We start from the raw sequence: 26696 nt of genomic DNA, 5'->3' as shown, positions 1-26696 counted from the left end.
CGGAACCTACATTGCAAAATCAGGCATCTGCTGCTGCCACAGTTTGTAATAATGGCCCTTGCTGCCGTATAGCTGCCGGTGATCTCCTTCCTCTATAACCTCACCTTTGTCCAGTACGACGATCTTATCTGCATGGACCACCGTACTCAGCCGGTGTGCGATAACGATAATGGTCTTGTCCCTCTCCCGGAGGCTGGCTATCGTTTTCTGTACAAAACTTTCGGAGGTACTGTCGAGGGAAGAAGTGGCTTCGTCGAGCACAAGGATCTCCGGTTCCTTGTACAACGCCCTCGCAATGGCTATACGCTGCTTCTGTCCTCCGGAAAGCGCCGCCCCGTTTTCCCCCAGATGGGTAGCAAAACCATTGGGCAGGTTTTCAACAAAGGAGAGTATGCCTATATTTTTACAGATCTCCATGATCTTCTCCATATCGGGCTGAAATTCTCCCACGGCAATATTCTCGACCACATTGCCCCCGAAAAGATCTATTTTTTGCGGAACTACACCCACGATATCCCTGAGGCTGGTATTTTCGATATATTTCAGATCGTATTCACCGATCGTGATCTTTCCCCGTTGTATGGGGTATATGTTCTGCAGCAGTGAAATAAGCGTAGATTTTCCCGAGCCGCTCTCCCCTATTACCGCGGTGATCTTTCCCTTGGGGATGTCCAGTGAAAAATCCTTAAAGACCTCTACCCGCGTTCCGTACCTGAAAAACACGTTCCTGAAGGCTATATCCCCTGTTTTTTCCCCGGTCAATTTTATTTTGTCTTCCTGTTCCTCCCGTTCCAGGTCCATGATCTCAAACAAGCGGTCGGCAGCGATCCAGGCATTCTGTATCTGCTTGTTGGCTTCCACAAGCTGGGCTACCGGACCTGTAAAATACCCGATAATCGCATAGAAAGAGAGCAGTTCTCCGGGAGTGATCTCCCGCCCTATGACAAAGTACGACCCGCTCCAGAGCAAAATGATGGTAAAGAGTTGCGATACGAAGGTGGAAGAAGTAGCCGAAAAAACCGTATTCAGGGCAGACTTATACCCTACGTTCAAAAGGTTGATAAAGCGCGCCTCGGTCTTTATATTGGCAAAAGATTCCAGCCCGAACCGCTTTATCGTACCCACGGCATTGAGCGATTCCACCAGCTGGCTTTCCAGATCGGCAGCACGTTCCATCACTTTTCTTTCCGCCTTTTTATTCAGCCTGTTGGTAATCAGGTATATTCCAATATACAGGGGGATGATGGCCAGCATGATAAGGGCCAGTTTCCAGTAATAGAAAAACATCAGCCCGAAGGAAAAAAGAAGAATAAGCACGTTCACCGTAAGGCTCAGGGCAACTCCGTTTATAAAGGTACGTATCTTTACCGCATCGTTGATCCTGGAGATGATCTCCCCCACCCTCATGGTGTCGAAAAACTGCTGCGGCAGTTTCAGCAGATGTTTGTAATACCCCAGGATAAGACGGGCATCGATCTGCTGCCCGGTCTTGATAAGAAAAGTATCCTTGAATACGCTGACCAGGATCTGCAGCAGCAGCAATACAAGCATGACCACACTGAGAAGATTGAGCAGCCGGGTATTGCCCCCGGTAAGCACGTAATCGGTGATCTTCCCCAGGTAAATCGATGTTGAAAAACCGAGCAGGGTAACCACAAGGGCCCCGAAAAAAGCCTGAAGCAATACAAACTTGTGCGGGCGGAGCAGGAACCAGAACCTCTTCAGCGAAGAGACTTTTTCATTACCCTCTGAAAATCCGTCATCAGGCATGAGCAGTACCAGTACCCCGGTCCACTCTTTCTCAAACTCCTCATGGGTCTTCCTGTGCATTTTTCCATCGCCGGGGTCCATGATAAGAACGTGCTTCCTGGTCACTTCATAGATCACCACATAGTGATGCAGCACTTCCCTTACCACCACATGAGCAATCGCCGGCTTGGGGATCTTGAAAAGGCTGTCGGTCTCGCCCCGCACCCCCTTGGCTTCAAAACCCAGTTTCCGGGCGGCCTCTATAAGCCCCAATACATTGGTTCCCTTCTTGTCGGTACTGGCATATTGTCGTATACGGGCAATGGGGATCTTCAGGTTGTAATGTGCCGATACGGAAGCCAGGCATGCCGCGCCACAATCCGTAATATCGTGTTGTTTTATTATCGTACTCTTCTTTGCCATATCGGTTATCCGGATTTGGGAGGGCAAAGTACTCAAATTTACTGCAAAAAACATGCAGTGAATGGTTAATTGGTCTATCAGGCCACATCTGCACACCCGGTAATTGTAAAAAGCATGTCGTTTCAACCCATTTACGCGCCTAATAAAAAAGCTGCTTCCCCGGTGAGGAAACAGCTTTTAAAAGCATAATGGTATATTTATTACTCTGCAGAGGCAGACACGGAAATACTGTTCAACAGGTTGGAAACCAGTGTAACGGCTCCGCCTACAGCTCCCAGCACAAGCCCGAGAGCTCCTGTCAGGAATTCGCTGACCCCGCCTATTCCGATCCCTATGGACAATCCGCCATTGGTTGTTTCCATTTCTGTGGCTTTCATTTCTTTAACTCCGTAGTTTTCCAGATTTTTCATAGTATAATTCATTTTTAGTTAATAAAAGACAAAACTGCAAGTTCCGTATACGGCACAACAGGCTGAGGCCCATAGACAAAAAACCAGGATAGCGGCATTCGGGGCCGGCACTCCTGTTTCCCGTACCTGCCTGGCATACGGCAGCCTGCCGGGTCATGTAAAAAAAGGGTATTGTTTCCAACACCCTTTTTTCTGTGTTATTTTACAGATCTCCGAGGAGTCCGCCAAGCAAGCCGCTCACGAGGCCCACTACAGTGCCTACAACTCCCGTTACGGTACCTATAATTCCCGTAACCAGGCCAAGAACTCCGTCCAAACCTCCGAGAAGTCCGCCGTTGGTTTCGTTCATTTCTTTTGCGTTCAGTTCCTGAACTCCATAGTTTTCCAGATTTTTCATGATAAAATAAAATTAGGTTAGACAAATATTTGCGTTATTACTTTTGGTTGATCTGACCGCCGGACATCATAGATGTACCGGGTGGGGGCGTCGGGTGTCTGGAAGAATACGCACTGAAATGGCATCAATGCTAAGCGACCACTAATTTAGGAGTGTTCACTGCACAAACCTTGCAGTTTGGCGTTTTTACGAAAAAAAACCGGCCATCTGTAAAAGCGGCCGGTTCTTTTATACCGTTTACTGGTTTATAACCCTCCGAGAAGGCTTCCGAGAAGACCGGTAACAACGTTAACAACGCTGCCTACAACACCTACAACAGTGTTAACTACTCCCCCGACCAGGTCGAGAACCCCGTCCAGACCTCCGAGAAGTCCGCCGTTGGTTTCGTTCATTTCTTTTGCGTTCAGTTCCTGTACACCGTAGTTTTCCAGATTTTTCATGATTGTTTTAATTTAAGTTATACAAAAGTTTACATTTTTCGGGACAAGCCTTGCAGTAACTCTAACAGGTTACCTGCAAGATTCAAAACACCGGGAAGCCCCTGTGTTTTGTTCCGCTAAGGTAACAGCACCCACTGCACAAACCTTGCAGTTTTTCGCTTTTGTATCCATTAAACCGGTATTTCATGTCTGCCGGACGGGAAAGGAAACCATATTCTGCAAAAGTCACAGACTTCCGGAAGGGGTTATTGGGGTAGCAGGTTATTAAGTTATTCGGTTACTAAGTTATTCAGGCAACACGCATAAACCAAATAACCAATAACTCATTAACCCGGTAACTGGTTATCAGCATATTAAGTTATTAGGTTATTGGGTTATTCAGGTAAAAACCAAATAACCCAATAACTCATTAACCCAGTAACTTAATAACCCAAAACAAAATATCTTAAAAGAGACGGCAGGACCCCATCAAAGTAATATGTTGTACTTCAGGGCTCCGTTGGAGAGAAAATAACTTCCTCCGAAGATCTCGGTAAGTTCGTTATCCCTGAGCACTCTTACCGAAACAGTAACCTTGAGATCAAAGTCGTCTTCGTAAAAATAGGTTTTATGAACCCTGCTATAGGAAACCGGAGCTTCTATATCCTTTAACTGTTCAATCAACTGGTACACCTTTCTCTCACTGATCTGCATTAACCGGGCCAGCTGTGTCGGTGATCCTGTAGCTTCTCTGGCGATCAGCTGATGCAATTGCTGCAAACGCTCGAGATTTTTTAAATTCTTCATTATCCAACGGGGTTTAGACGTTAAAATACAAGCGGGGTGTAATTCAGTTGTTTGTCAAAGCCCTGGATGGATTAAGCCAATCATCCACTTTATCGTACAGGAGATCAAAAAGCGATCTCTCGGTAAGTTTGAAATTTGCAGTCAGGGTCATCCCTTTACCGAGGTTTCCCCTGAATCCGTTTTTTAATTGGAGGTATTTCTCATTGATGCTGCACCGTACCTTAAAGACCGCGGTTTCTTCATCAATATTTTCTATGTCGTTCCCTATACTTACAATTTGCCCGGTAGCAAAGCCCCACTGGTTGTAATTAAAGGCATCTATCTGATAGGTTACCGCCTGCGATTCCCGTACCAGGCCGATATCGGACGGCGTTATATAGCACTCGATAAGCAATCCGGTATCCGGTGAGATCTCCCCGATATTTACCCCGGAATTGATATACCCCCCCTCTTCTATACCGGCCACGCGCAATAATGTTCCGGATACCGGGGCAGTAAGCACATAATTACGGTTATTGGATGCGTACTGGTTGTAATCAGACCCCAGTTCCTTAAGCGTATTCGCAAGGGAAGTCTGTTCCGATTGCCACTGGTATTGCTGCTGTGTCCTGTAACTCTGCAGATCGCTTCCGGCCATATCGTATTCCAGTTTTTTGGCCTCAAACTCGGCATTGGAGATCACACGGCGGTCGTGCAGCCTCTTATGCCGTTCAAAATCCTTTCGCGTGGTTTCCAGCCTGGTTTCCAGCTCACTGATCTTTTGCCTGTACTCTATATAACCGGCCTTATATTTCGGAGAACTCAGCCTGGAAGGGGCAATGTCCCCTCCTTCGGACAGCAGTGAAAGGTCGTGTACAAAACTGCGGTTGTCCCTGATCTGCTGACGGTAAAGTGATAATTTATCATCTATCTGCTCGTTGTTGAGCACAAGAAGGGTATCTCCTTTCTCTACCCGCTGGTTATTCCCCATATTCTTATAAGTGACTTTCCCCGAATTGATCAGGGTCAGCTGGGCACGTTCCACTTCCGGCTTGATAATCCCCCTCGAAGTCGTATACACATCCACATATATGAACGGAAGCGACAAAAGAAATCCCAGAATGCCCAACAGCACCAGGCCATAGATCATCTTACTGCGGTTACGCAGCTTAAAATGATGGGCTTCTACCGTACTGTCGATTATTTCCTTAGGAAAGATCTGCATAAAACCACCTTTCTTTTTGATGCATAAAAATAGCTAATTTATAGACAAAACAACCTCTTTTTGCGATAAAATGCCATAAAAACATCTCGAATCGTGAATATACACTTATAAAAATCGCTGATTAACAGCCCTCTAAAGTTATTTTAAGGCGTAAAAATCACATTTCCCCGCACCCGGGGTATTATCCGAAAGAAAACAGTCACCAAAAAAAGAGCTGTCCGGATTTACAGGACAGCTCTTTTTACTATCGTTGAATATCAGGCTTATACAACTCCCTGGGCCAGCATGGCATCGGCGACCTTGACAAAACCGGCAATGTTTGCTCCCTTGACATAATCGGTATATTGATCGTCCACTCTTCCGTGCCGTATACACGCATCGTGAATATCCAGCATGATTTGCTTCAGTTTCTCATCCACCTCTTCGCGCGACCAGTTCATCCTGAGCGAATTCTGGGACATTTCCAGTCCGGAAACGGCAACTCCCCCGGCATTTGAAGCCTTACCGGGCGCATAGAGGATGCGGGCCTGGTGAAAAACATCCATCGCTTCGGGGGTAGAAGGCATATTGGCACCTTCCGCCACACAGGTACAACCGTTTTTTACCAGGGTTTCGGCGTCTTTTCCGTTGAGTTCGTTCTGTGTGGCACAGGGCAGGGCTATATCACACTGCTCTCCCCACGGGGTTTTCTCTGCCACATAGCGCGCTCCGGGGAATTTGTCCACATATTCGCGTATCCTTCCCCTTCTTACATTTTTAAGCTCCATGACAAAATCCAGTTTTTCTTCGTCTATCCCGTCAGCGTCAAAAACATAACCCGAAGAATCAGACAGTGTAAGGACTTTTGCCCCAAGTGCCAGGGCTTTCTCGGCAGCATACTGGGCTACATTTCCGGAACCCGATATCACCACCTTTTTTCCTTCAAATCCTTCTCCGCGGGTTTCCAGCATACTCTGGGCGAAGTAGACTGTCCCGTAACCCGTGGCTTCCGGACGGATCAGGGACCCGCCGAAGGAAAGTCCTTTTCCCGTAAGCACCCCGGTAAATTCATTTTTGAGTTTCTTGTACTGCCCGAACAGGTACCCGATCTCCCGGCCACCTACACCTATGTCGCCCGCCGGTACATCGGTATTCGAACCGATATGCCGGTATAACTCCGCCATAAAAGCATGGCAGAACCGCATGACCTCATTGTCAGATTTGCCTTTCGGATCAAAATCGGAGCCTCCTTTTCCCCCTCCCATCGGGAGGGTCGTAAGACTGTTCTTGAAGACCTGTTCAAAAGCCAGGAACTTGAGAATACTGAGGTTTACCGAAGGGTGGAACCTCAGCCCGCCCTTGTACGGCCCTATGGCCGAATTCATCTCAATGCGGTATCCGCGGTTGACCTGTATTTCCCCGTGATCGTCCATCCAGGGTACGCGAAACATGATCACCCTTTCAGGCTCTGCCATTCTCAACAGAATGTTTTTGCCGTAATAAAGTTCATGCTCCTTGATAAAAGGAATAAGTGTTTCGGCAACTTCCCTTACCGCCTGCATGAATTCCGGTTCGTGAGCATTGCGCTGCTCCACCAACCCCATAAAATCTTCAATTGTTCGCTTCATAAATGTGTTGTGTCAAATAGTGTGAAATGGAATTTTCTGAAAATTAAAGACAAATATACGATTAATGAGCTATCTTACGGCCTCCGGTAAGGCCGGATATACGATCCTGGGATCACTTTTCCTGTCCGTCCCTTCACATGCGGCATTCCCCCGGCCCGGCATACAAAAATAGCTTTTACTTTTTCCCGTTCACAATAAAGAAGTATCTTTAGCTTATGATTTCCGGCAAGGCCGATATCGGGAAATGACACGTGTCCCGATCCTTTTTCATTATGTCCTTCCGGATGCAACCGCATTTAAAAAACAAATATAAGATACCATGAAACTGAAAGCACTGTCTCCCGTATTCAAACTGGCTCCGGTACTTGTCTTTTTGCTTATTACAGGATGTGAAAAAACGGAAGAACTGTCCTATTCCACGCATAAAATTGCCACCGATACCGGAAATTGCGAGAACGATCAATGCGCAAAGGTCAAGGTAAATTTTCCGGTGGCCACATCTTCTACGGATATTGCAGAAAAGATCAATGCCATTATAGAAGACAAGATCATAAGCACCTTTATTATAGATCCGGACAGCAAAAAAGAAAAGACCGTAGAGGATGCCGTAGAGAATTTCAAGAACGAATACCTCAGGGACAAGGAAATGCAGCCTGATTTTGCCTTCGGATATGAGGCAGAAATCCAGGGAGAAGTTCTTTATAGGGGCACAAAACTGCACAGCCTTGCTTTCTCTTCCTTTATGTATACCGGGGGGGCCCACGGATACAGCAGCCTCACATACATCAATATCGATCCCGCGAGCGGAAAGACATACGACAACGACGAGTTATTTACCGACAAGGAGGCTTTTCTGAAGGTGGCCGAGCAGAAATTCAGGAAACAGGAAAAGATTCCCGAAGGCAGCAACATCAACAGCACGGGGTTCTGGTTTGAGAACGACACCTACCAGCTTCCCGAGAACATCGGTTTTACCAAAGACAACATCATCCTTCACTACAATGCCTACGACATCAGCTCCTATGCGGAAGGAGGTAAAACCGTCGAGATCCCGATCGGCGAAATAAAGCAGTATCTGGCCATCCTGTCGCCCGCTTAGACGGTACGTCATACCCGGAAAAAACACTTCACTACCGTTCACTGTACAATAAACATAACACTATGAACAAAATATATCATCTGAGCACCTGCGATACCTGCAAACGCATCATAAAACAGCTGGAACTTCCGGAAACCTTTGTCTTTCAGGACATAAAATCCGAACCGGTTACGGTAAAACAGCTGGAAGAAATGAAAGCCCTGGCCGGCTCCTACGAAAGTCTCTTCAGCAGAAGGGCAAAACTTTACAAGGAAAGGGATCTCGGAGCGGAAAATTTAACTGAGCAGGATTACAAAGATCTTATTATCGAGCATTACACGTTCCTCAAAAGACCGGTAATCATCGTGGGCAAAAGCATTTTTGCAGGAAACAGTAAAAAAACCGTCGAAGCCGCAGCCAAAGCAATATCTGAACTGTAATCCACTGTCATTCTGAGCGGAGCGAACCCGCCTGTCCGGCCGGCAGGGAATTTCGATCCCAGACCAAAAGAACTTCAACAGCATAACAGATCAAAAGAGATTCCTCCCCGACCGAAAAGGCCGGGACAGGCTCTATCGTCGGGATGACAAGTTCGACCGCAGTCGGGATGACAGTCAATAAAAAAACCGGATACCTCTCGGAAATCCGGTTTTTTATCAAAAGTCTTCGCCTTTATTTCTCTATTACAATTCCAATGCTTTTCCGGCATTTCCGTCCATGAGTAATTCCTCCGGACTTTCCAGGGCTTCCTTGATAGCGACCAGGAAACCTACGGACTCCCGGCCGTCTATGATCCTGTGGTCATAAGACAGCGCCACATACATCATGGGGTGTATCTCCACCTTTCCGTCTACGGCAATCGGTCGTTCTATAATATTGTGCATTCCGAGGATACCGGATTGCGGCGGGTTGATGATCGGTGTGGACAACATGCTCCCGAACACGCCCCCGTTGGATATCGTAAAGGTCCCCCCGGTCATTTCATCTACGGTAATCTGTCCATCACGTGCGCGGATGGCCAGGCGTTTGATCTCTGCCTCGATCCCCCTGAAGCTCAGGTTTTCCGCATTCCGCACTACCGGCACCATAAGTCCCTTCGGGCCGGACACGGCCACAGAGATATCGCAGAAGTCATAGGTGATCTTGTAGTCTCCGTCTATCATGGAATTGACATCCGGGTACTCCTTCAATGCGCGGACCACGGCCTTGGTAAAGAAACTCATAAACCCGAGCCCTACGCCGTGCTTCGATTTGAATTCTTCCTTAAACTGGTTTCTCAGTTTAAAGACCGGCGTCATATTCACCTCGTTAAACGTGGTAAGCATGGCCGTCTCATTCTTGGCAGAAACCAGGCGTTCGGCCACCTTCCTGCGCAACATCGAAAGTTTCTTACGCTCCTGTCCCCTGCTTCCGGGGCCCGGGGTCCCCATAGAGGGCACCGCTTTTACCGCATCGTCCTTGGTAATACGCCCGTCTTTCCCGGTTCCTTTTACCTCACCGGCAGCAACTCCTTTCTCCTCCAGTATTTTCCTGGCTGCAGGAGAAGCTGTTCCCGAAGCATAGGTTTCTTTCTTTTCGGCTTGCTTTGCCTCTTCTTTGGGCGCTTCTTTCTTTTCTTCCTTAACTTCCGTGTCTTTCTTCTCTTCCTTTTTATCTGCCGATCCTCCGTCGGGCTTGGAAGCGCTGGTATCTATCAGGCATACTACTTCTCCTACGGCTACCGCATCGCCTTCTTCCGCTTTCAGCGTAATGGTTCCGCTGGCTTCGGCAGGGAGTTCCAGTGTGGCTTTATCCGAATCCACTTCCGCAATGGCCTGGTCCTTTTCCACATAATCTCCGTCAGCCACCAGCCATTCGGCTATTTCTACTTCTGTAATAGATTCCCCCGGCGAAGGAACTTTCATTTCTAAAATCATTGTGCTATAATTTTATTGGTCGTATTCTCTTTTGGTTATGATATTGAGGAAACATCTCAGTGCCCGTGGCCGTAGCTGTTCTTGGCCCTGTAATCCCTGATATTGTTATCCTTTTCCTTATCGAAAACATATTCTATGACTTCCTGGTGGCGTTTCTGTGACCTTACGGCACTACCTGCGGCGGGAGAAGAATAGAATCTCCTGGAGCAGACCCTGAAACTCCTGGCCTCTTCAAAGTGCATCAGCAGGTGGCTCCAGGCTCCCATATTCCGGGGTTCTTCCTGTGCCCATACCACATCATCGGCCTTGCCGTATTTTTCAAGCACTTCCCTGATCTCATCGGAAGGCAGGGGAAAAAGCTGCTCCAGCCTTACCAGGGCGACATCCTTTTCTCTTCCCTTATCTTCCCTGGCCTGAAGCAGGTCGTAATAGAATTTACCGGTACAGAACACCAGTGTTTTAACGGCTTCGGGTTTCACCTCCGTATCGTCGATCAGCGGCTGGAAGGCGCCTTCCACCAGGTCCCTGACACTGGAAACGGCTTTAGGATGCCTTAAAAGACTCTTTGGCGTAAAGACGATCAGGGGTTTTCTGAAGTTTACCTTCATCTGTCTCCTGAGCAGGTGGTAAAAGTTTGCCGGGGTGGTACAGTCTGCCACATACATATTGTCTTTGGCACATAGCTGCAGATACCGCTCCATACGTGCGGAAGAGTGCTCCGCCCCCTGTCCTTCATACCCATGGGGCAACAGCATTACGAGGCCGTTCTGTAACTTCCACTTGTCTTCGGCAGCGGAAATATACTGGTCGATCATAATCTGGGCGCCGTTACTGAAGTCGCCGAACTGCGCTTCCCAGATGGTGAGCGTATGCGGGCTGGCCATGGCATAACCGTAATCGAACCCGAGAACGCCGTATTCTGACAACAGGGAGTTATACACGTAAAAATGTCCCTGTTTGTCATTCATGTTATTGAGCAACACCACTTCTTCCTCGCTGTCTTCCACTTTCAGCACGGCATGACGGTGCGAAAAGGTACCCCTTTCCACATCCTGTCCGCTCATTCTCACGTCAAAACCTTCGTCCAGCAGCGTTCCGTATGCCAGAAGTTCTCCCATGGCCCAATCGAGTTTATCGGTCTCGAAGAACATCTTGTTCCGCTCCTTGATCAGCCGTTCAATTTTCCGGAGAAATTTCTTATCTCCCGGCAGTTCGGTAATGGCCTTTGCTATTCCGGCAAGCTTCTCTTCCGGATAGCCCGTATCCACCGGTTTTAACATTGCGTCCTCACGGACCAGGTCAAAGCCTTCCCATTCGTCTTTCATAAAGGGAGTAACCCTGGTGGCCACTTCCTTGCGTGAATCTTCCAGTTCTTCCTCGAGGATCGCCTTGTAATCGGACTCCAGTTTACTGACGTACTCCCGGTCTATAACCCCTTCCCCTATCAGCTTCTCGGCATAGATATCCCTGGCATTGCTATGCTTGGCGATGGCCTTGTAGAGTTTGGGCTGGGTAAATTTAGGCTCATCGCCCTCGTTATGCCCGTATTTACGGTATCCCAGAAGATCTATAAACACATCCCTTTTAAAGGTCATCCTGAAATCCAGGGCAAAAAGGGAGGCGTGCACCACAGCTTCCGCATCGTCGGCATTGACGTGCAGTACGGGAGAGAGGGTTACCTTTCCCACATCCGTACAATATATGGAAGAACGGGCATCCAGGTAGTTGGTGGTAAAACCTATCTGGTTATTGACCACCATATGAATGGTACCCCCCGTGGTATATCCTTCGAGTTTGGCCATCTGCACCACCTCATAAGCGATGCCCTGCCCTGCAATGGCAGCATCTCCATGAACCACTATAGGCAATACCTGCGAAAAATCATCGCCGTAATAATTATCCTGTTTGGCCCTGCTGATCCCTTCTACCACGGCACCTACGGTTTCCAGGTGGGAAGGGTTGGGCGCAATATTCATCCGTATTTCCTTTCCGGAACGGTTTTTCCGCTCGAAAGTCCATCCGAGGTGATATTTCACATCCCCGTCAAATGCAGGGATCTCGTAATCCTTTCCGTCAAATTCATTAAAGATATCCTTGGCCGATTTTCCGAAAATATTGGTCAGCACATTAAGGCGTCCGCGGTGTGCCATTCCCATCACAAACTGCCTTACCCCCAGTTCGGCCGCCTTATCCACTATGGCGTCGAGAGCGGGGATCAGGGATTCTCCCCCTTCGAGGGAAAAACGTTTCTGCCCTACGTACTTGGTATGCAGGAAGCTTTCGAAAGAGATGGCTTCATTGAGTTTTGTAAGGATATGCTTTTTCTCATCGGCAGAGAACGACGGGTGATTGTCGTTTACGTTAAGCCTCTTCTGTATCCACTCTACTTCTTCAGGCTGCCGGATATACATATATTCTATCCCTATGGAATCGCAATAGATATTCCTGAGGTGCTCTATGATCTCCCGAAGGGTATTGCTCCCGATCCCGAGGATCTCTCCCGCCTTAAAGGTGGTATCGAGATCGGCATCCGTAAGCCCGAAATTCTCCTTGTCCAGTGCGGGGTGGTACTTGCGGCGCTCGCGTACGGGGTTCGTTCTTGTAAACAGGTGCCCCCGTGTCCGGTAGGCATCGATGAGCTTTACCACCTGAAATTCCTTAACCACCACTTCCGGTACTTCACCTTTCCCGGAGCCCTGATCTGTGGCAACAGCCGGATGGCTTCCGTTACGAGCAGCTACCGGCATATCGCCTCCGGAACTTTCCGTTCCGAAATCAAACCCTTGAAAAAAAGCCCTCCAACTGGGCTCTACACTATCCGGATTCTGCAAATACTGATCGTATAAGTCAGCAAAAAATGCTGTATGCGCAGCATTCAAAAAAGAATACTTGTCCATATTATCTTTTTCCTGTCTCCTTAAGACAAATTTTTTTCAAAAGTACAATATTTCAAATACATGGTGTTAAAGTTTTACCACATTTATACCTCACATTAGCAAGATTTTAACACCCCTTCAAAAAAGGGGGGAGGTCTTAACGTAACATCCTGTTTTTGTGGAACCCCGGAAATTCCGGGCGATTTTGTTACATTTAAGGGCAACGGTACTTGTTCCCTGCCGGCTATAACCGGTTTTTAAGCCATACTTTCTGCCATTCCCTGCGGAGTACCAGGAAACACACTTCTGCAGAAATATCAACCGTATCCAGGGCCTTTATGGCCTTGACCTCTTTTTCGGGTACATCGACAATATACAACAGGCTCAGATAATCGTTGAACCGTTCTGTAAGCAGCAGGTAGAGGGTTTCGTGCAGGTCGCGGGCCAGTTTTTCCGGGGCTGCACCGGCCTGCGGATAAAAAGCAATCCCGGCAGACTGAAAATCCTTGCCGATCTGCACCACCAGTTTTTCCCATAACCCTTCTTCCGTCACCTGTTCGAAAAGGGCCTCCGTATTCGTCACTTCCGGTATCACAACGTCGTTCTGTTTATACTTCCACATAAAAGAAGGGGCGAAATACCCGTAACAGTTACTTCGCCGCATTTTCTCAGATCTTTCTTATCTTCTTTTCCCATTTCCAGGCCGAGGCGATAGCCTCATCCAGGGTAGACCGGGCTTCCCATCCCAGCTCAGTGTTTGCCCTGCTCGTATCGGCATAGGCTGCGGTAACATCGCCGGGCCTCCGGTCTACGATACGGTAATTGAGCTTCTCTCCGGATACCCTTTCAAAACTTCCGATCACTTCGAGCACGGAACTTCCTGTTCCGGTGCCCACATTAAAAACCTCGTAATTCGATGCGTTTTCAGCTTGCAGCAGGCGTTGTAATGCCACCACATGCGCTTTGGCCAGGTCCACCACATGAATATAATCCCTCACCCCGGTCCCGTCTGCAGTAGGATAATCTCCCCCGAATACCGAAAGCTGATCCCGCAATCCGGCTGCCGTCTGTGTGATAAAGGGCACCAGGTTCTGCGGTACTCCCAGGGGCAGTTCCCCTATCTCCGCACTGGGATGTGCCCCTATGGGATTAAAATAACGCAGGGAAATCGCTTTGAGTTCCGGGTATACCGAGCAGGTGTCCGCAATAATCTCCTCCCCGATCTGTTTCGTATTTCCGTATGGTGATTCCGCTTTCTTTACCGGGGCATTTTCCGTAATGGGCAATTCATCGGCCTGTCCGTAAACCGTACAGGAAGAGCTGAAAATAAAACAGGCCCCTTCCCTGGCACTCAGCTCCTGCAACAGGTATACCAGGGTGTTAATGTTGTTCTCGTAATACAACAACGGCTTTTCCACGCTCTCGCCTACCGCCTTGGAAGCTGCAAAGTGAATAACCCCGGAGATATCCCGGTGCCTCGCAAAAAAATCCTGTACCTTTTCCTTCTCCCGAAGGTCCATTTTTTCAAAACAAGGGGTTTTACCGGTAATCCGGGTAATCCCGTCCAGTACTTCTTCAGAAGAGTTGGAAAGGTTGTCGACAATAACGACCTCAAACCCTTCGTTCTGCAGTTCCACTACGGTATGCGAACCTATAAATCCCAGTCCGCCGGTAACCAATATCTTCTTTTTTTCAGTCATGTAATCTACCTCCTTTTTTCAATTTTAAGGTTGGTTATAATTAAGTTTAAGATTCCCGGTCTACATATGCCTTAACCTTACCAGCTATATAGGCGATCTGCTCATCATCCAGTTCGGTATGCATCGGCAGGGAGATCACCTCTTTCACCAGGGCATTGGTCACCTCAAAATCTTCTTCCCGGTAACGCTCGTCCAGGTATGCCTTCTGCCGGTGAAGCGGTATGGGATAATACACCCCGCAAGGAATATCGTTTTCGTTCAGGTATTGCACCAGCCCGTCACGGTCTGCTCCGCCGATCTTAAGGGTGTACTGATGATATACATGCGAGTCCTCCCCCCCTGTTTGTACAGGGGTCTGTATTCCCGGTACTCCTTCAAAAGCCCGGTTATACTTGCGGGCCGCTTCCTTTCGCTTTTCGTTATAGGTATCCAGCAAGGGAAGTTTTGCCCTGAGTACCGCTGCCTGAATGGAATCCAGCCGTGAATTCACCCCCACCACATCGTGATGATAACGTTCATACATACCGTGATTCACGATCCCCCTTATGGTATGCGCGAGTTCGTCGTTATTGGTAAATATGGCGCCGCCGTCGCCGTAACACCCCAGGTTTTTGGAAGGAAAGAACGAGGTGGAGGCGATATCGCCTATGGCTCCCGTCTTTACCTTACGCCCGTCCTTAAAGGTATACACCGCTCCTATGCCCTGTGCATTGTCTTCTATCACGTATAATTTGTGTTCCCTGGCGATGTCCGTGATGGCGTCCATATCGGCACACTGCCCGAAAAGGTGAACCGGCACTATGGCCTTTGTTCTGGGAGTTATCGCCTTCCGGATGGCTTCCGGATCGATATTGAAGGTAACCGGGTCCACATCCACCAGCACGGGAGTAAGCCTCAACAGGGCAATGACCTCCACGGTGGCTGCAAAAGTAAAATCGGCCGTGATCACTTCGTCCCCGGGTTCCAGTCCCAGTCCCATCATGGCGATCTGCAGGGCATCTGTTCCGTTGGCACAGGGGATAACGTGCTTCACCCCGAGGTATTCCTCCAACTCCTTCTGAAACGAATGTACCTGCGGACCGTTTATGAATGCCGTAGTATCCATGACTTCTGCGATAGAACGATCTACGGTATCCCTGATAAATTCGTATTGACCCTTAAGGTCCACCATCTGTATTTTTCTCACTGTAGCTGTTGTTTATGATTGCCTGTTTCCCGGCCCTGGGGCCGCCTTGTTACGGGGCGGTTCTTTTACCGGAAAACCCAACAATAATACAAAATCTTGCAACGCCAGCCAATGAAACCCGGTGATTTTATTGTCGTGTAGAAGTCAGGAGTACGAAGCCCGGAGCCCGGAGTAATCGGCTGTCGGCTTTTAGACAGTTTCTCAGTCTGGAAAATTGTCATTTCGACCGAAGCGGAGAAATCTCCGACCCTTCTGTGATATTGTTGAAGTTACCCTCATCCGCTTTTGACAAAAGAAATGTATTTTAGCAGTCTGGTACAGGGCGTATTCCGCACTGTAAAATTACCTTTTTTGATCATGCTGTCATTCTTATACAACACGCTTACTGCCCTCGTGGGCCTCATTCTCAGGGTCATCGCGCCGTTCCACCACAAGATCGGGCTCTTTGTAAAAGGGCGCAAAACGGTATTCAGCACCCTGAAACAGCACATTAGTGCGGAAGACAGGGTGATCTGGTTCCACACGGCATCCCTGGGAGAATTTGAGCAGGGGCTGCCGGTCATAGAAAGGGTTAAAGCCGCCTGCCCCGGTCACAAGATACTGGTCACCTTCTTTTCTCCTTCGGGTTATGAGGTAAAGAAAAACAGCCGTGCAGCCGATATTATCACCTATCTTCCTCTCGATACCAGAAAAAATGTAAATACTTTCCTCTCCCTGGCACACCCGGAACTGGCCATTTTCGTAAAGTACGAATTCTGGCCCAATTACCTCGAAGGCCTTCGGAAAAGACATATCCCGGCCATACTCATTTCAGGGATATTCCGGAAAAACCAGTTATTTTTCAAACCCTACGGGGCTTTTATGCGGCAATCTCTCCATACCTTCCGGCACTTTTTCGTTCAGGACGAAAACTCCGCTGCCCTCCTGAAAAACATTGGTATAGACCAGGTTACCGTAAGCGGTGACACAAGGATGGACCGGGTGGCCGAAATACTTCACCGCGACAACACCCTCGGTTTTATGGAGCACTTCAAGGGCGACCACCTCTGTTTTGTAGCCGGCAGTACCTGGCCTGAAGACGAAGCACTCCTGCTCCCGCTGATAGCGCACGCCCCGGAAACAGTGAAATTCGTCATCGCCCCGCATAATATCAAGACTGCCCATAACGCAGCATTGCAAAGGAACATTCCGAAAAAGGCTGTGCTCTATTCCGAAATGGACCACAATACCCTGCCCGAAACCCGGGTCCTCATTATAGATACCATCGGTCTGCTCACCAGGATATATCACTATGCAGATATGGCCTATGTAGGTGGTGCCGTGGGAAATACCGGTTTACACAACATCCTGGAGCCAGCCGTTTTTGGCATTCCCGTCATTATCGGTCCGCATTTCGAAAAGTTCAGGGAAGCCAGGGAGCTGGTAAAGCTCGGGGGGGTCAGTACCATTTCGAACCAGGAGCAGTTCCTGAAAATATTCAATCAGCTTGTCGAACAGGAGAGCACGAGAGCGGGAAAAGGAGAAATAAACTACAATTATATCAAAAAAAACACAGGCGCCGTAATCCAAATACTTGAGTTTGTTCGTATATGTATTAACGTATAGATTAGAGAAAGGCCGTAAAGCCCTTTGTTTTCCGGTTTTTCAATTTACTAATTATTAAAAACTCAGATTATGAAAAAAGTATCATTAAGTTTGGTTTTGTTAGCTCTTTTTGCCATTTCCCTCACATCCTGCCGGGACACCAACAAGAAGGCCGAAGATGCGGGAGATAAAATAGAAGAAGGCATGGATGAGGCCGGAGATAAGGTCGAAGACGCCTGGGATGACACCAAAGACGCTACGGAAGAAGCCTGGGGCGACACCAAGGAAGCTGCAGAAGAAACCGCAGAAGATGTAAAAGAGGCTGGCAAAAAAGCCAAGGAGAAAACGAAAGAAGCGGCCAAAAAGGCAGAAGAAAAGGTTAAAGAAACCGTAGACTAATAAGCCACAGTAATGCAGGCATTACCATCTATTACAAAACCCCGTCAGTGTTGACGGGGTTTCCTTTTTTGCCTGATTCATCGCATTAAAGGTAACCACCTGAATTTCCGGGCTTCAGGCCCGGAAATTCAGGTGCTGGTTATTGGGTTATTAAGTTATTCAGACAACAACTCAATAACCTAATAACCCAATAACTTAATAACCCACAACAGCCTTTTCAAAATATAAAAGAAGTTATATTTGCCGCCGGAAAACCGGAGCAGAACCAAAATGCATTTCAAAGTCACTTAGATGATATTAATACTTTCATACCTTATAATCGGCATATACTGTCTGGCGTTGTTGCTGATCTTTCTGTACAGCCTGGCACAACTCAACCTGCTTTTTAACTATCTCGGTCACAGGAAAAAAAATGATCCGGACCCGAAATTCGACCTGACCAACCCGGAAGAAGTCCCTTCGGTCACCATACAGCTCCCCATTTACAATGAAGAATACGTAGTAGAGCGGTTGCTGGACAATATAGCACGCATAGCATACCCCAGGAACAGACTTGAAATACAGGTACTGGACGACTCCACCGACGAATCCGTAACCGCAACGGCACGCCACATCGAATTATTGCAGGATACCGGGCTGGACATCAAACATATAAGAAGGAAAAACCGGCATGGGTTCAAGGCCGGGGCACTTAAAGAAGGACTCGACATTGCCAAAGGGGATTTTATAGCCATTTTCGATGCCGATTTTCTGCCGGAAAGTGACTGGCTGAAAAAAACGGTGGTCTACTTCAGGGACCCGGAAATAGGCGTGGTACAGACGCGTTGGGGCCACCTGAACCGGGACTACTCCCTTCTGACCAAAATACAGGCCTTTGCCCTCGACGCCCATTTTACTCTGGAACAGGTGGGGAGAAACAGCAGGGGGCACTTCATCAATTTTAACGGAACGGCCGGAATATGGCGTAAAACCTGTATCATAGATGCCGGAAACTGGGAAGGAGACACCCTTACCGAAGATCTCGATCTCAGCTACAGGGCACAACTGAAACACTGGAAATTCAAATACCTGGAAGAGGTGGAAACACCTGCCGAACTCCCGGTAGTTATAAGCGCCGCACGTTCCCAGCAATTCCGGTGGAACAAGGGCGGTGCCGAGAACTTCCGAAAAAGCGTTACCAGGGTTATCGCCGCCGGGGATATTCCGTTTAAGACAAAACTCCACGCCGTACTGCACCTGCTCAACAGCTCCATGTTCCTATGTGTTTTTGTCGTGGCATTGCTCAGTATCCCGTTGCTGTACATCAAGAATACCTACGGGCACCTCGGCTGGGTGTTCGAGGTCACCAGTTTCTTTATAGCCAGTACCCTCATCCTGTTTGTGTGCTACTGGTTTACCTACAAGAACATACAGGGTGGCGGATTCGGTAATTTCATGGGATACATCAGGATGTTTTTTACCTTTTTTTCGGTAGCCATGGGCTTTTCCCTCCACAATTCCGTGGCGGTACTGGAAGGGCATATAGGCAAGCGAAGCGAATTTGTACGCACCCCGAAATTCAATGTCAAAAACCTCAAAGACAGCTGGAAAGGGAACAAATACCTGCAAAAGGGAATATCTCCGGGCATTGCCCTGGAAGCTATACTTGCAACCTATTTCCTGTTCGGGATGTACAGCGCCATTGCCCTGAACGATTACGGGCTGTTCCCCTTTCACCTCATGCTTTTCCTGGGATTCGGGTTCGTGTGTCTCAAGTCGTTCACCTCAAAAGCCTGAGTGGCATAAATTTGCCGGTGTACCGGCGCTACCCCGCCGACAGGATCACAGCATCCTGAGATTGATCACTTCCTGGGCGGTAAGGTGCCTCCAGTGCCCCCGCGGCAGATCTTTCTTGGTCAGTCCCGCAAATATCACACGATCGAGTTTTACCACCTTGTACCCCAGGTGTTCGAATATACGGCGGACAATACGGTTTCTGCCACTGTGGATCTTAATCCCCACCTCCTTTTTCGGGGCATTGTCTATATAGCTCACCTCATCCACACTCACCGGGCCGTCGTCGAGCACCAGGCCCTCCCGGATCTTCAGCAGGTCTTCGTGCTTGAGGTTGCTATCCAGCTCCACATGATATATCTTGCGCACCCCGTGTTTGGGGTGGGTCAGTTTCTTGGCGAGTTCGCCGTCGTTGGTAAACAGCAACAGTCCGGTGGTATTCCGGTCCAGGCGCCCTACGGGAAGGAGCCTGGTACGGGAAGCTGCAGCCACGAGGTCCATCACCGTACGCCTACCCTTCTCGTCCCTGGTGGTCGTGATAAACCCCTTGGGCTTGTTGAGAAGTACGTATTCCTTTTTCTCGGGGCGTATGACCTTTCCGTCGAAACGCACCTCATCCGTGAGTTTTACCTTATAGCCCAGCTCCGTTACCGGTGCCCCGTTTACAGAAACATTTCCCGCGGCAATATAGATATCCGCATCCCTCCTCGAACATATCCCCGAGTTTGCAATATACTTGTTCAGACGTATTTCTTCCGGCTCCTTCAGCAACGGTTTCTTCTTTATGGGAGCATTCCCCCGGGTATAACTGACGTTGCGTTTTCCTCCCTGCCTTCCGGATATTTTTCCCTTCCTGTTCTTATCTGTCCTGCTCATGTCTGTATTTTTGGCAAAGATAGTTTAATAATATTAGTTATTGGATTGCTGGTTTAAGGTTGCTGGTTGAAGTTGAAGGTTTCACCCGAAAAACCGGAGATTCCCTGCCTGCCGGCAGGCAGGTTCCCTACGGTCTGAATGACATTAATCTTGTCATTCCGACGATAGAGCCTGTCCCGGCCTTTTCGGTCGGGGAGGAATCTCAACCCCAGATCAAAGAACCTTCAGCAACAGCACCGAAAGCCCGGAGATCCCTCCCCGCCTATCCGGCCGGCAGGGACTGCGCTCGGGATGACATTCCTGTCATTCAGGATGGAGCGCAGCGAAGTACCCTGTCATCATCAACTTATTGATCAGCAGGTCGACATCGATCAGCAGTATGCTGAAAACACCGGCTACGATAATAAATTTCAGGATATTGTGCAGTACCAGGTAGTCTTTTTTCGACGAGGCCCTCCACATCAGGAACAGGAAAAGCAGCAACAGCACAAAACAGGCATAAAAAAACAGGTCCATATGCCCTATCTCAAAAGCGGCTATAAGCAGGTAGGTGGGTACCCAGGTCAAAAATGCCAGCAGTGTAATGATCTGTTTGGAAGCCCTCTCCCCGTACATTATGGGAACGGTGTGATAGCCATGTGCCATATCCCCGCTGATATTTTCGAGATCCTTGACCATATCCCTGATCAGGATGACAAGAAAGAGGAATACAGCATGCACAAAGATCACTGTCGCGAAATTCCCGTAATACACAAATACGGCAAAGAAAGGCGTTATGGCCAGTACGGAGGAAACGATATTCCCCAGCAGCGGAATGCGTTTCAGTTTGTGGGAATAGAGCCAGAGCCCGAAGATATAGGCCGAGAAAAAGACCACGGCCCTGAACGACACATAACTGGCAAAGACCACCGAGGCAAAATTGAGGATAAAATATGCCGTAAGTTTGGTGCGCTGACTGATCAGGCGGTCGAGCATGGTTTTCCGGGGGCGGTTGATCAGGTCTTTTTCTGCGTCGTAAAAATTATTGATAATATAGCCCGAAGCGATTGCCAGGGCAGAAGCCGCCACTATGGCAAACAGGTTCCCGTCCAGCAACACCTGTATTACAGGCTTTTCGGGGGCCAGGATATACACGGAGGTAAGATACTGTGCCAGTGCGATAACAAGCACATTATACCCGCGAACTACAGAAAATATACTTAAAAGCTTTAACAACAGTAATCTGTTCTTCCTCAATAGCCGCATAAATGATATTTTCGGTCCGACAAAAACCTCCGGAACAGCATCTTCCCGGGTCACAATACACATTGACCAACCGGCTCTGCCGGCATATTAAAAGTTGTAGACCACCTCCAGGTTGTAGTCCTTAAGCGCCTTTCTGGCTTTTTCTATATCCTGCGTAAAGCCGAGGATATACCCGCCACCACCGGAACCACAGAGTTTCAGGTAATACTCATTACTTTCGATACCGTGTTTCCAGAGTTTGTGAAACTGTGCCGGTATCATGGGTTTAAAGTTGTCGAACACCACATGGGACAACTGTTTGATATTTCCGAAGAGCGACTTGACATCTCCCCTTAAAAAATCCTCGACACAGGCATCGGTATGCCTGATAAACTGCTCTTTCAGCATTTTCCTGAACCCTTCCTGCTTCATGTTTTCCATAAAGATCTGTATCATGGGAGCGGTTTCGCCCACGATACCGCTGTCGAGCAGAAAAACAGCCCCCTTGCCATCGGTTTTCTGCGACGGAATGCCGGTGGGTTCTATATTGTCTTTGGAATTGATCAGTATCGGAATGCTCAGGTAACTGTTAAGGGGGTCCAGGCCGGAGGATTTCCCGTGAAAAAAGGATTCCATGGCCCCGAATATCTCTTTCAGTTTCAGCAGTTTGTCGCGTGTCAGGTTTTCGAGAACGGTAATTTTATCACAGGCATATTTGTCATAGATCGCTGCTACGAGCGCTCCACTGCTGCCTACGCCGTATCCCTGCGGGATGCTGCTGTCAAAATACATGCCTTCGTCCACATCGCCCTTCAGTCTTGCAATATCGAAGGTCACCAGGCCGGGACGGTCTTGCTGCAGGTCCTCCAGGTAAGCGGAAAACCGTTTCAGGCTCAGGTTCGAAGCTTCGCTTTCTTCCGAAAGCTCCCTTCCTTTCTTCAAGGCACCGTTATAAAAATTATACGGAATGGACAAGCCTTTGGAATCCCTGATGATCCCGTATTCTCCGAAGAGCAGTATTTTTGAATAGAATAATGGTCCTTTCATTTTATATATTTTAGCGATGCATCATTCACTATTCACCGCTTCTCTTTTTTACTTCTTGTATCAATTCCTCACTCAACCTGAAATCCGTTCTTTGGATTTCGTCCAGAATCTCTGTAACCGAAGAGATCAGTCCTTTTTCCTTGGCTACTATCAAAATACCGACTGTTCCGGTATAATTTAACTTCAATTGTCTGGCTTCCCTTCTTCCTTTATGTTCATCTATGATCAATAGGCTTTCTTCTCTTTCTAAAGCGAGGGCAATTGCGCTTGCTTCACCAGGATCTAAAAGGCTTTCCAATATCCTTTGATAATTTTTATCCTTCGGATTTTCAATTTTTATAAATCCGGGAATCTTTTTTCCAAATTCCCCTGCAATAATTCCGGTAATCGAAATTTCACCAAAAAGCGACTCCAACAAATCAATCCTTCCGAGTTTATCCAATAAAATAAGACAGCTCGTGTCAGAAACTATGATCCCGGGCATTTTTTATGTCATTATCAAGTTCTGAAACCGGATAATTGAATACGGACACGCCGTAATCCTTTAAAATTTCCATAAAAGTCCTCTTAGACAACCCGGTCAACTCTGCCGCTTGCCCCAATGTCATCTTTCCCCTTTCATATAATTGCGATGCCAGCAGCATTAAGGCTTCTCTCTCACTCAAGTCAACATTCTCCGGTATATTTAATTGTATTGTTCTCATTCCTTTTATTTTCGAACTCCCCTACACTCCATCTTCAAGCCGGACAGTTTAAATCTATTTAAAGATACACAATATCCATAGCAAAATCAAAACTCTTCTTTTTAATTATCTATCAGTCCTGTTATTTTTTTCATTCCTCATTTTTCATTCTTCATTATTAATTAAGAAAGCTCCTTCCCCAACGCGGTCGCAAATATACTGCTCGTTTTCACAATACGCAACAAGCTCACTATTAATAAATTCCATCACCCTTTTCTTTTCCTCTCCCGGATAGAGCAAATGCACGTTTGCACCCGCATCGAGCGTAAAGCAGGCCGGGCAGCCGCTCTCTTCCCTGAACTCCCATATTTTCCTGATCACCTGCAACGTGGCGGGCTGCATCAGCATATAATACGGACTCCCGGTCATCATCATGGCATGAAGGGTAAGCGCCTCGCTTTCCACCAGCCTGATAAAGGCCCGCAGGTCGCCGTTCCCGAGTACCGGTATAAGTTCCGATATATTTGACGAGGCCTGCAAAAAGCGTTGTGCTGCAAAAGGATGCCCTTTCATCAACCCATGCCCGGCGGTGCTGCTCACCTGTTTCTTCCCGCGGTCTACCAGTAACACCGTATCCCGGTAACCCCGGAATACGGGATGAACTTCTCCCGGGTAGCCGATCCCGTAGAGGTCGCTGCTTCCCGGGATCTCTTTATGCGTACCCCAAACGATGAGCCCGCCCCCGATACTCCTGCAAGCACTCCCCGACCCCAGGCGGGCGAGAAAGGAGGCCTTGCGATAGAAAAACGCTTCGGACATCCCGCCGGACAATTCCCGCTCCAGGCTCATAAAGCACAGGGCCAGGGCACTCATTCCACTGGCTGAAGAGGCAATCCCACTGCTGTGGGGAAAAGAATTGGACGTATGTACGGTAAAGTGATAATTGCGCAAAAAAGGCAGGTAGGGCTCGATCCGCTCCATAAACCCGAGGATCTTAGGCCGGAAACCATCATTGATAACTCCCTCGAAAAACACCTCCATACCAAATGCTTCCGCAGGCTTGTCCCGCTTTTCAAAACGGAGCGTCGTGATGGTAGCACAATGATCGAGCGTAAAACTTACCGACGGATTGGCCGGCAGCTGATTGCCGTGTTTTCCCCAGTATTTTACCAGGGCAATATTGCTGGGAGCCTTCCAGGTAAAAGCCCCGGAAAGCATATCATTTACATAGCCCCCGGGCATAAAATCCGATTCGGTCATAAGCGCATTCCGTTTTGTGCAAAGATAGTGTTTTTCGGGGTTTTGGGGTGCAGGTTGCAGGTTTGGACAGCTAAAGCCTTTTATTAAGAAACAACCGCCTAAAAAAATCCTAATCCCGTTAAGATCCTGTTAAACCCCTCATTTTTTTTGTGTTCCTTACATATTATCGTAGCTTCGACACCGTTATAAATATCAAAAATTCTTACATAATGAGGTTAACAGGAAAATTAAAAGCGCTGCTGGTCTGCTTTCTCGCAACAGGAGCCGTGGCCTTTGCACAAACCGCCCCTCAACCGCAGCAACAGCAAAAAGTAGAGGTGTCGGACGATGAACTGGGGAAGATAGCTGACGCTTTCGAAGGTATTACGGAGATCAATGTCAAGGCCCAGCAGGAAATGGTCAAGGTGGTTGAAGACAGCGGTTTTGAAGTCGATCGCTTCAATGAATTATACGAAGCTTCCCAGGACCCGGCAAAAGAAGGGGATGCCAGTGATGAAGAAAAGGAAAAATTCGGGGTTGCCATGAACAAGATGCAGGAACTGCAATCCGGATTCCAGAAGGAAATGGAAGATGTGATCAAAGAGGAAGGAATCACCCTCGACCGGTATCAGCAGGTTGCCATGGCACTTCAGTCTGATGTGGAGCTACAGCAACGACTGCAGTCGCTCCTCGAAAAAAAACAGCAGCAATAACACCAATACACTCAACTGGTCCCCGTTTCCGCTTTGCTCAAACGGGGACCAGTTGTTTCCATTTTAATCCGGCGGGTCCGAAAGTTCTTCTGCAATGGCACGGGACGCCATATATCCGCCGGTCCATGCATTCTGAAAATTGAACCCTCCCGTTACGGCATCGATATCCAGTACTTCCCCGGCGAGAAACAGACCTTGCTGCACCTTACTCTCAAAACGTTTAAAATCGATCTCTTTCAGGTCAACTCCTCCCGCGGTTACGAATTCCTCCTTAAACGTACTCTTGCCACTTACCTGAAACACTCCTTTTGTCAGTTGAAAGGCAAGATTGCGAAGCATTACATTCCCGGCTTCTGCCCATTTTGTTCCCGCAACAACTCCTGCTGCTGCCACAAGCCGTTCCCACAGCCTTCTGGGCAGGCTGAAAGGGGAAGCATTCCTCACTTCCTTTCTGCCGTATGCCTGCTTCCACGCTGTCAACTGTTCCAGCGCCTCCTCAAAAGACATCTGCGGCAACCAGTTGATCTCTATCTCAAATTTGTAATCACAGTGGTGAAAATACCGCGCACCCCAGGCAGAACATTTCAGCACGGCAGGGCCGCTTACCCCCCAGTGCGTAATGAGCAGAGGGCCTTCAAAAACCATGTTTTTGTCCATCTTCCCGCACCTGAGGCTCACTGTGGCAGAAAGCCCCATAAGGCCTGAAATGCGCGTATCTCCGACATGAAAAGTAAAAAGGGAAGGTACCGGAGGCACTATACGATGCCCCAATTGCCCGAGTATCCGCCAGACGGCAGGACTGCTTCCCGTGGCAACCAGCAGTTTCCCGCAGTGAAAATCCCCCTGTTTTGTCCGTACCGAGAAGCCGCCTTCCGTCTTTAGAATATCGCGGATGGTATAACCGGTCAGGACCTTTACCCCGTAACGCGACGCTTCTCCCGTAAGGCAGTCTACTATGGTTTGCGAGGTATCGGTGACCGGGAACATCCGGCCGTCTTCTTCGGTTTTCAGGGACACCCCCCGCGCTTCGAAAAACGCTGCCGTATCTCCGCTGCAAAACGAATGAAAGGGCCCTAACAGCTCTTTGCCTCCCCTGGGATAATAGGCCGTCAGTTCGCGGGGCACGAATTCGGCATGGGTTACATTGCACCTGCCACCACCGGAAATACGGACTTTGGACAATACTTCCGCACTGCGTTCGAGTATGGCTATACGCCTCCCCTTCAGCGTCGCCCCGAGATGCACCGCTGCAAAAAATCCCGCAGCGCCGCCACCGGCAATAATCACATCCCAGTCTTTCAATAGTTTCTTAGTTCTTAGTTTCTTAGTTTGTTAGTTCTTAGTTGGTCAGTTCAAATGTCATTCAGAACGAAGTGAACCTGCCGG

Annotated in this window: 25 protein-coding genes; 6 read left to right on the top strand and 19 right to left on the bottom strand. The window is 48.4% G+C overall.

Going from position 1 to position 26696, the window contains the following annotated elements; translation table 11 throughout:
- Nucleotides 1-6: 6 nt before the first annotated feature.
- From DN748_RS08445 to gdhA, 7 genes are all read right to left on the bottom strand, one after another.
- Complete coding sequence (locus DN748_RS08445) at nucleotides 7-2172, bottom strand: peptidase domain-containing ABC transporter (RefSeq protein ID WP_112371435.1); 2166 nt, start codon at nucleotides 2170-2172, stop codon at nucleotides 7-9.
- A 200-nt stretch (nucleotides 2173-2372) separates the two neighbouring features.
- Complete coding sequence (locus DN748_RS08440) at nucleotides 2373-2582, bottom strand: hypothetical protein (protein WP_112371342.1); 210 nt, start codon at nucleotides 2580-2582, stop codon at nucleotides 2373-2375.
- A gap of 202 nt (nucleotides 2583-2784) precedes the next feature.
- Complete coding sequence (locus DN748_RS08435) at nucleotides 2785-2979, bottom strand: hypothetical protein (protein WP_201741447.1); 195 nt, start codon at nucleotides 2977-2979, stop codon at nucleotides 2785-2787.
- 245 nt (nucleotides 2980-3224) lie between these two features.
- The gene (locus DN748_RS08430; RefSeq protein ID WP_112371340.1) at nucleotides 3225-3419 is read right to left on the bottom strand and encodes a hypothetical protein; all 195 of its coding nucleotides are present in this window, start codon (nucleotides 3417-3419) and stop codon (nucleotides 3225-3227) included.
- A gap of 468 nt (nucleotides 3420-3887) precedes the next feature.
- Nucleotides 3888-4205 carry a DNA-binding protein gene (locus DN748_RS08425; RefSeq protein ID WP_112371339.1) on the bottom strand — a complete coding sequence of 106 codons (318 nt, stop codon included), beginning with the start codon at nucleotides 4203-4205 and terminating at the stop codon, nucleotides 3888-3890.
- A gap of 43 nt (nucleotides 4206-4248) precedes the next feature.
- Entirely contained in the window at nucleotides 4249-5409 is a 1161-nt protein-coding gene (locus tag DN748_RS08420) for an HlyD family secretion protein (RefSeq protein ID WP_112371338.1), read from the bottom strand.
- A 263-nt stretch (nucleotides 5410-5672) separates the two neighbouring features.
- Nucleotides 5673-7016, bottom strand: a complete 1344-nt coding sequence (gdhA, locus tag DN748_RS08415; RefSeq protein ID WP_112371337.1) for an NADP-specific glutamate dehydrogenase — start codon at nucleotides 7014-7016, stop codon at nucleotides 5673-5675.
- 319 nt (nucleotides 7017-7335) lie between these two features.
- Between gdhA and DN748_RS08410 the strand changes: the two genes are divergently transcribed.
- The gene (locus DN748_RS08410) at nucleotides 7336-8115 is read left to right on the top strand and encodes a DUF3298 and DUF4163 domain-containing protein (RefSeq protein ID WP_112371336.1); all 780 of its coding nucleotides are present in this window, start codon (nucleotides 7336-7338) and stop codon (nucleotides 8113-8115) included.
- A gap of 62 nt (nucleotides 8116-8177) precedes the next feature.
- Nucleotides 8178-8534 carry an arsenate reductase family protein gene (locus DN748_RS08405; protein WP_112371335.1) on the top strand — a complete coding sequence of 119 codons (357 nt, stop codon included), beginning with the start codon at nucleotides 8178-8180 and terminating at the stop codon, nucleotides 8532-8534.
- 243 nt (nucleotides 8535-8777) lie between these two features.
- Here the strand turns inward: DN748_RS08405 and odhB are convergent, their stop codons facing one another.
- The 5 genes from odhB to DN748_RS08375 all read right to left on the bottom strand — a co-directional run bounded on the left by odhB (nucleotide 8778) and on the right by DN748_RS08375 (nucleotide 15772).
- Nucleotides 8778-10010, bottom strand: a complete 1233-nt coding sequence (gene odhB / locus DN748_RS08395) for a 2-oxoglutarate dehydrogenase complex dihydrolipoyllysine-residue succinyltransferase (protein ID WP_112371333.1) — start codon at nucleotides 10008-10010, stop codon at nucleotides 8778-8780.
- Nucleotides 10011-10066: 56 nt separating this feature from the next.
- Nucleotides 10067-12907: a 2-oxoglutarate dehydrogenase E1 component gene (locus DN748_RS08390; protein WP_112371332.1), complete on the bottom strand. Its 2841-nt coding sequence runs from the start codon at nucleotides 12905-12907 to the stop codon at nucleotides 10067-10069.
- Nucleotides 12908-13130: 223 nt separating this feature from the next.
- The gene (locus DN748_RS08385) at nucleotides 13131-13508 is read right to left on the bottom strand and encodes a hypothetical protein (protein WP_112371434.1); all 378 of its coding nucleotides are present in this window, start codon (nucleotides 13506-13508) and stop codon (nucleotides 13131-13133) included.
- Nucleotides 13509-13554: 46 nt separating this feature from the next.
- Nucleotides 13555-14586 (bottom strand): UDP-glucose 4-epimerase GalE, encoded by a 1032-nt coding sequence (galE, locus tag DN748_RS08380; RefSeq protein WP_112371331.1) that lies wholly within the window; start codon nucleotides 14584-14586, stop codon nucleotides 13555-13557.
- Between the two features lie 46 nt (nucleotides 14587-14632).
- Nucleotides 14633-15772, bottom strand: a complete 1140-nt coding sequence (locus DN748_RS08375; protein ID WP_112371330.1) for a DegT/DnrJ/EryC1/StrS family aminotransferase — start codon at nucleotides 15770-15772, stop codon at nucleotides 14633-14635.
- A gap of 357 nt (nucleotides 15773-16129) precedes the next feature.
- Between DN748_RS08375 and DN748_RS08370 the strand changes: the two genes are divergently transcribed.
- From DN748_RS08370 to DN748_RS08360, 3 genes are all read left to right on the top strand, one after another.
- Nucleotides 16130-17377 carry a 3-deoxy-D-manno-octulosonic acid transferase gene (locus tag DN748_RS08370; protein WP_112371433.1) on the top strand — a complete coding sequence of 416 codons (1248 nt, stop codon included), beginning with the start codon at nucleotides 16130-16132 and terminating at the stop codon, nucleotides 17375-17377.
- Between the two features lie 69 nt (nucleotides 17378-17446).
- Complete coding sequence (locus DN748_RS08365; RefSeq protein WP_201741446.1) at nucleotides 17447-17755, top strand: hypothetical protein; 309 nt, start codon at nucleotides 17447-17449, stop codon at nucleotides 17753-17755.
- Nucleotides 17756-18046: 291 nt separating this feature from the next.
- Nucleotides 18047-19531: a cellulose synthase family protein gene (locus tag DN748_RS08360; protein ID WP_112371329.1), complete on the top strand. Its 1485-nt coding sequence runs from the start codon at nucleotides 18047-18049 to the stop codon at nucleotides 19529-19531.
- 45 nt (nucleotides 19532-19576) lie between these two features.
- Here the strand turns inward: DN748_RS08360 and DN748_RS08355 are convergent, their stop codons facing one another.
- The 6 genes from DN748_RS08355 to DN748_RS08330 all read right to left on the bottom strand — a co-directional run bounded on the left by DN748_RS08355 (nucleotide 19577) and on the right by DN748_RS08330 (nucleotide 24618).
- Entirely contained in the window at nucleotides 19577-20404 is an 828-nt protein-coding gene (locus DN748_RS08355) for a pseudouridine synthase (protein WP_112371328.1), read from the bottom strand.
- 303 nt (nucleotides 20405-20707) lie between these two features.
- Nucleotides 20708-21649, bottom strand: a complete 942-nt coding sequence (locus DN748_RS08350; protein ID WP_112371432.1) for a geranylgeranylglycerol-phosphate geranylgeranyltransferase — start codon at nucleotides 21647-21649, stop codon at nucleotides 20708-20710.
- A gap of 87 nt (nucleotides 21650-21736) precedes the next feature.
- Nucleotides 21737-22675: a mevalonate kinase family protein gene (locus DN748_RS08345; protein WP_112371327.1), complete on the bottom strand. Its 939-nt coding sequence runs from the start codon at nucleotides 22673-22675 to the stop codon at nucleotides 21737-21739.
- A gap of 28 nt (nucleotides 22676-22703) precedes the next feature.
- Entirely contained in the window at nucleotides 22704-23159 is a 456-nt protein-coding gene (locus DN748_RS08340; RefSeq protein ID WP_112371326.1) for a DUF3368 domain-containing protein, read from the bottom strand.
- Nucleotides 23137-23379, bottom strand: a complete 243-nt coding sequence (locus DN748_RS08335) for a UPF0175 family protein (protein WP_112371325.1) — start codon at nucleotides 23377-23379, stop codon at nucleotides 23137-23139. The genes DN748_RS08340 and DN748_RS08335 overlap by 23 nt, the downstream gene beginning before the upstream one ends.
- Before the next feature lie 144 nt (nucleotides 23380-23523).
- On the bottom strand, nucleotides 23524-24618 hold the full coding sequence (locus DN748_RS08330; protein WP_112371324.1) for a diphosphomevalonate decarboxylase: 1095 nt from the start codon (nucleotides 24616-24618) through the stop codon (nucleotides 23524-23526).
- Nucleotides 24619-24827: 209 nt separating this feature from the next.
- Here DN748_RS08330 and DN748_RS08325 point away from each other — a divergent pair, with 209 nt between their 5' ends.
- Nucleotides 24828-25310: a DUF4168 domain-containing protein gene (locus tag DN748_RS08325; protein ID WP_112371323.1), complete on the top strand. Its 483-nt coding sequence runs from the start codon at nucleotides 24828-24830 to the stop codon at nucleotides 25308-25310.
- A 63-nt stretch (nucleotides 25311-25373) separates the two neighbouring features.
- Here DN748_RS08325 and DN748_RS08320 read toward each other — a convergent pair whose 3' ends face one another.
- Nucleotides 25374-26612, bottom strand: a complete 1239-nt coding sequence (locus DN748_RS08320) for a BaiN/RdsA family NAD(P)/FAD-dependent oxidoreductase (RefSeq protein WP_112371322.1) — start codon at nucleotides 26610-26612, stop codon at nucleotides 25374-25376.
- Nucleotides 26613-26696: the final 84 nt, after the last annotated feature.

Source organism: Sinomicrobium soli, assembly GCF_003285545.1.
Classification (GTDB): domain Bacteria; phylum Bacteroidota; class Bacteroidia; order Flavobacteriales; family Flavobacteriaceae; genus Sinomicrobium.
This window is presented reverse-complemented; position numbering and strand designations above follow the sequence as displayed.

Bases quoted from the DNA above. Each gene is read 5' to 3' on its own strand.
- DN748_RS08445 (WP_112371435.1), bottom strand. From the start codon at position 2,172: ATGGCAAAGAAGAGTACGATAATAAAACAACACGATATTACGGATTGT.
- DN748_RS08440 (WP_112371342.1), bottom strand. From the start codon at position 2,582: ATGAAAAATCTGGAAAACTACGGAGTTAAAGAAATGAAAGCCACAGAA.
- DN748_RS08435 (WP_201741447.1), bottom strand. From the start codon at position 2,979: ATGAAAAATCTGGAAAACTATGGAGTTCAGGAACTGAACGCAAAAGAA.
- DN748_RS08430 (WP_112371340.1), bottom strand. From the start codon at position 3,419: ATGAAAAATCTGGAAAACTACGGTGTACAGGAACTGAACGCAAAAGAA.
- DN748_RS08425 (WP_112371339.1), bottom strand. From the start codon at position 4,205: ATGAAGAATTTAAAAAATCTCGAGCGTTTGCAGCAATTGCATCAGCTG.
- DN748_RS08420 (WP_112371338.1), bottom strand. From the start codon at position 5,409: ATGCAGATCTTTCCTAAGGAAATAATCGACAGTACGGTAGAAGCCCAT.
- gdhA (WP_112371337.1), bottom strand. From the start codon at position 7,016: ATGAAGCGAACAATTGAAGATTTTATGGGGTTGGTGGAGCAGCGCAAT.
- DN748_RS08410 (WP_112371336.1), top strand. From the start codon at position 7,336: ATGAAACTGAAAGCACTGTCTCCCGTATTCAAACTGGCTCCGGTACTT.
- DN748_RS08405 (WP_112371335.1), top strand. From the start codon at position 8,178: ATGAACAAAATATATCATCTGAGCACCTGCGATACCTGCAAACGCATC.
- odhB (WP_112371333.1), bottom strand. From the start codon at position 10,010: ATGATTTTAGAAATGAAAGTTCCTTCGCCGGGGGAATCTATTACAGAA.
- DN748_RS08390 (WP_112371332.1), bottom strand. From the start codon at position 12,907: ATGGACAAGTATTCTTTTTTGAATGCTGCGCATACAGCATTTTTTGCT.
- DN748_RS08385 (WP_112371434.1), bottom strand. From the start codon at position 13,508: ATGTGGAAGTATAAACAGAACGACGTTGTGATACCGGAAGTGACGAAT.
- galE (WP_112371331.1), bottom strand. From the start codon at position 14,586: ATGACTGAAAAAAAGAAGATATTGGTTACCGGCGGACTGGGATTTATA.
- DN748_RS08370 (WP_112371433.1), top strand. From the start codon at position 16,130: ATGCTGTCATTCTTATACAACACGCTTACTGCCCTCGTGGGCCTCATT.
- DN748_RS08365 (WP_201741446.1), top strand. From the start codon at position 17,447: ATGAAAAAAGTATCATTAAGTTTGGTTTTGTTAGCTCTTTTTGCCATT.
- DN748_RS08360 (WP_112371329.1), top strand. From the start codon at position 18,047: ATGATATTAATACTTTCATACCTTATAATCGGCATATACTGTCTGGCG.
- DN748_RS08355 (WP_112371328.1), bottom strand. From the start codon at position 20,404: ATGAGCAGGACAGATAAGAACAGGAAGGGAAAAATATCCGGAAGGCAG.
- DN748_RS08350 (WP_112371432.1), bottom strand. From the start codon at position 21,649: ATGCGGCTATTGAGGAAGAACAGATTACTGTTGTTAAAGCTTTTAAGT.
- DN748_RS08345 (WP_112371327.1), bottom strand. From the start codon at position 22,675: ATGAAAGGACCATTATTCTATTCAAAAATACTGCTCTTCGGAGAATAC.
- DN748_RS08340 (WP_112371326.1), bottom strand. From the start codon at position 23,159: ATGCCCGGGATCATAGTTTCTGACACGAGCTGTCTTATTTTATTGGAT.
- DN748_RS08335 (WP_112371325.1), bottom strand. From the start codon at position 23,379: ATGAGAACAATACAATTAAATATACCGGAGAATGTTGACTTGAGTGAG.
- DN748_RS08330 (WP_112371324.1), bottom strand. From the start codon at position 24,618: ATGACCGAATCGGATTTTATGCCCGGGGGCTATGTAAATGATATGCTT.
- DN748_RS08325 (WP_112371323.1), top strand. From the start codon at position 24,828: ATGAGGTTAACAGGAAAATTAAAAGCGCTGCTGGTCTGCTTTCTCGCA.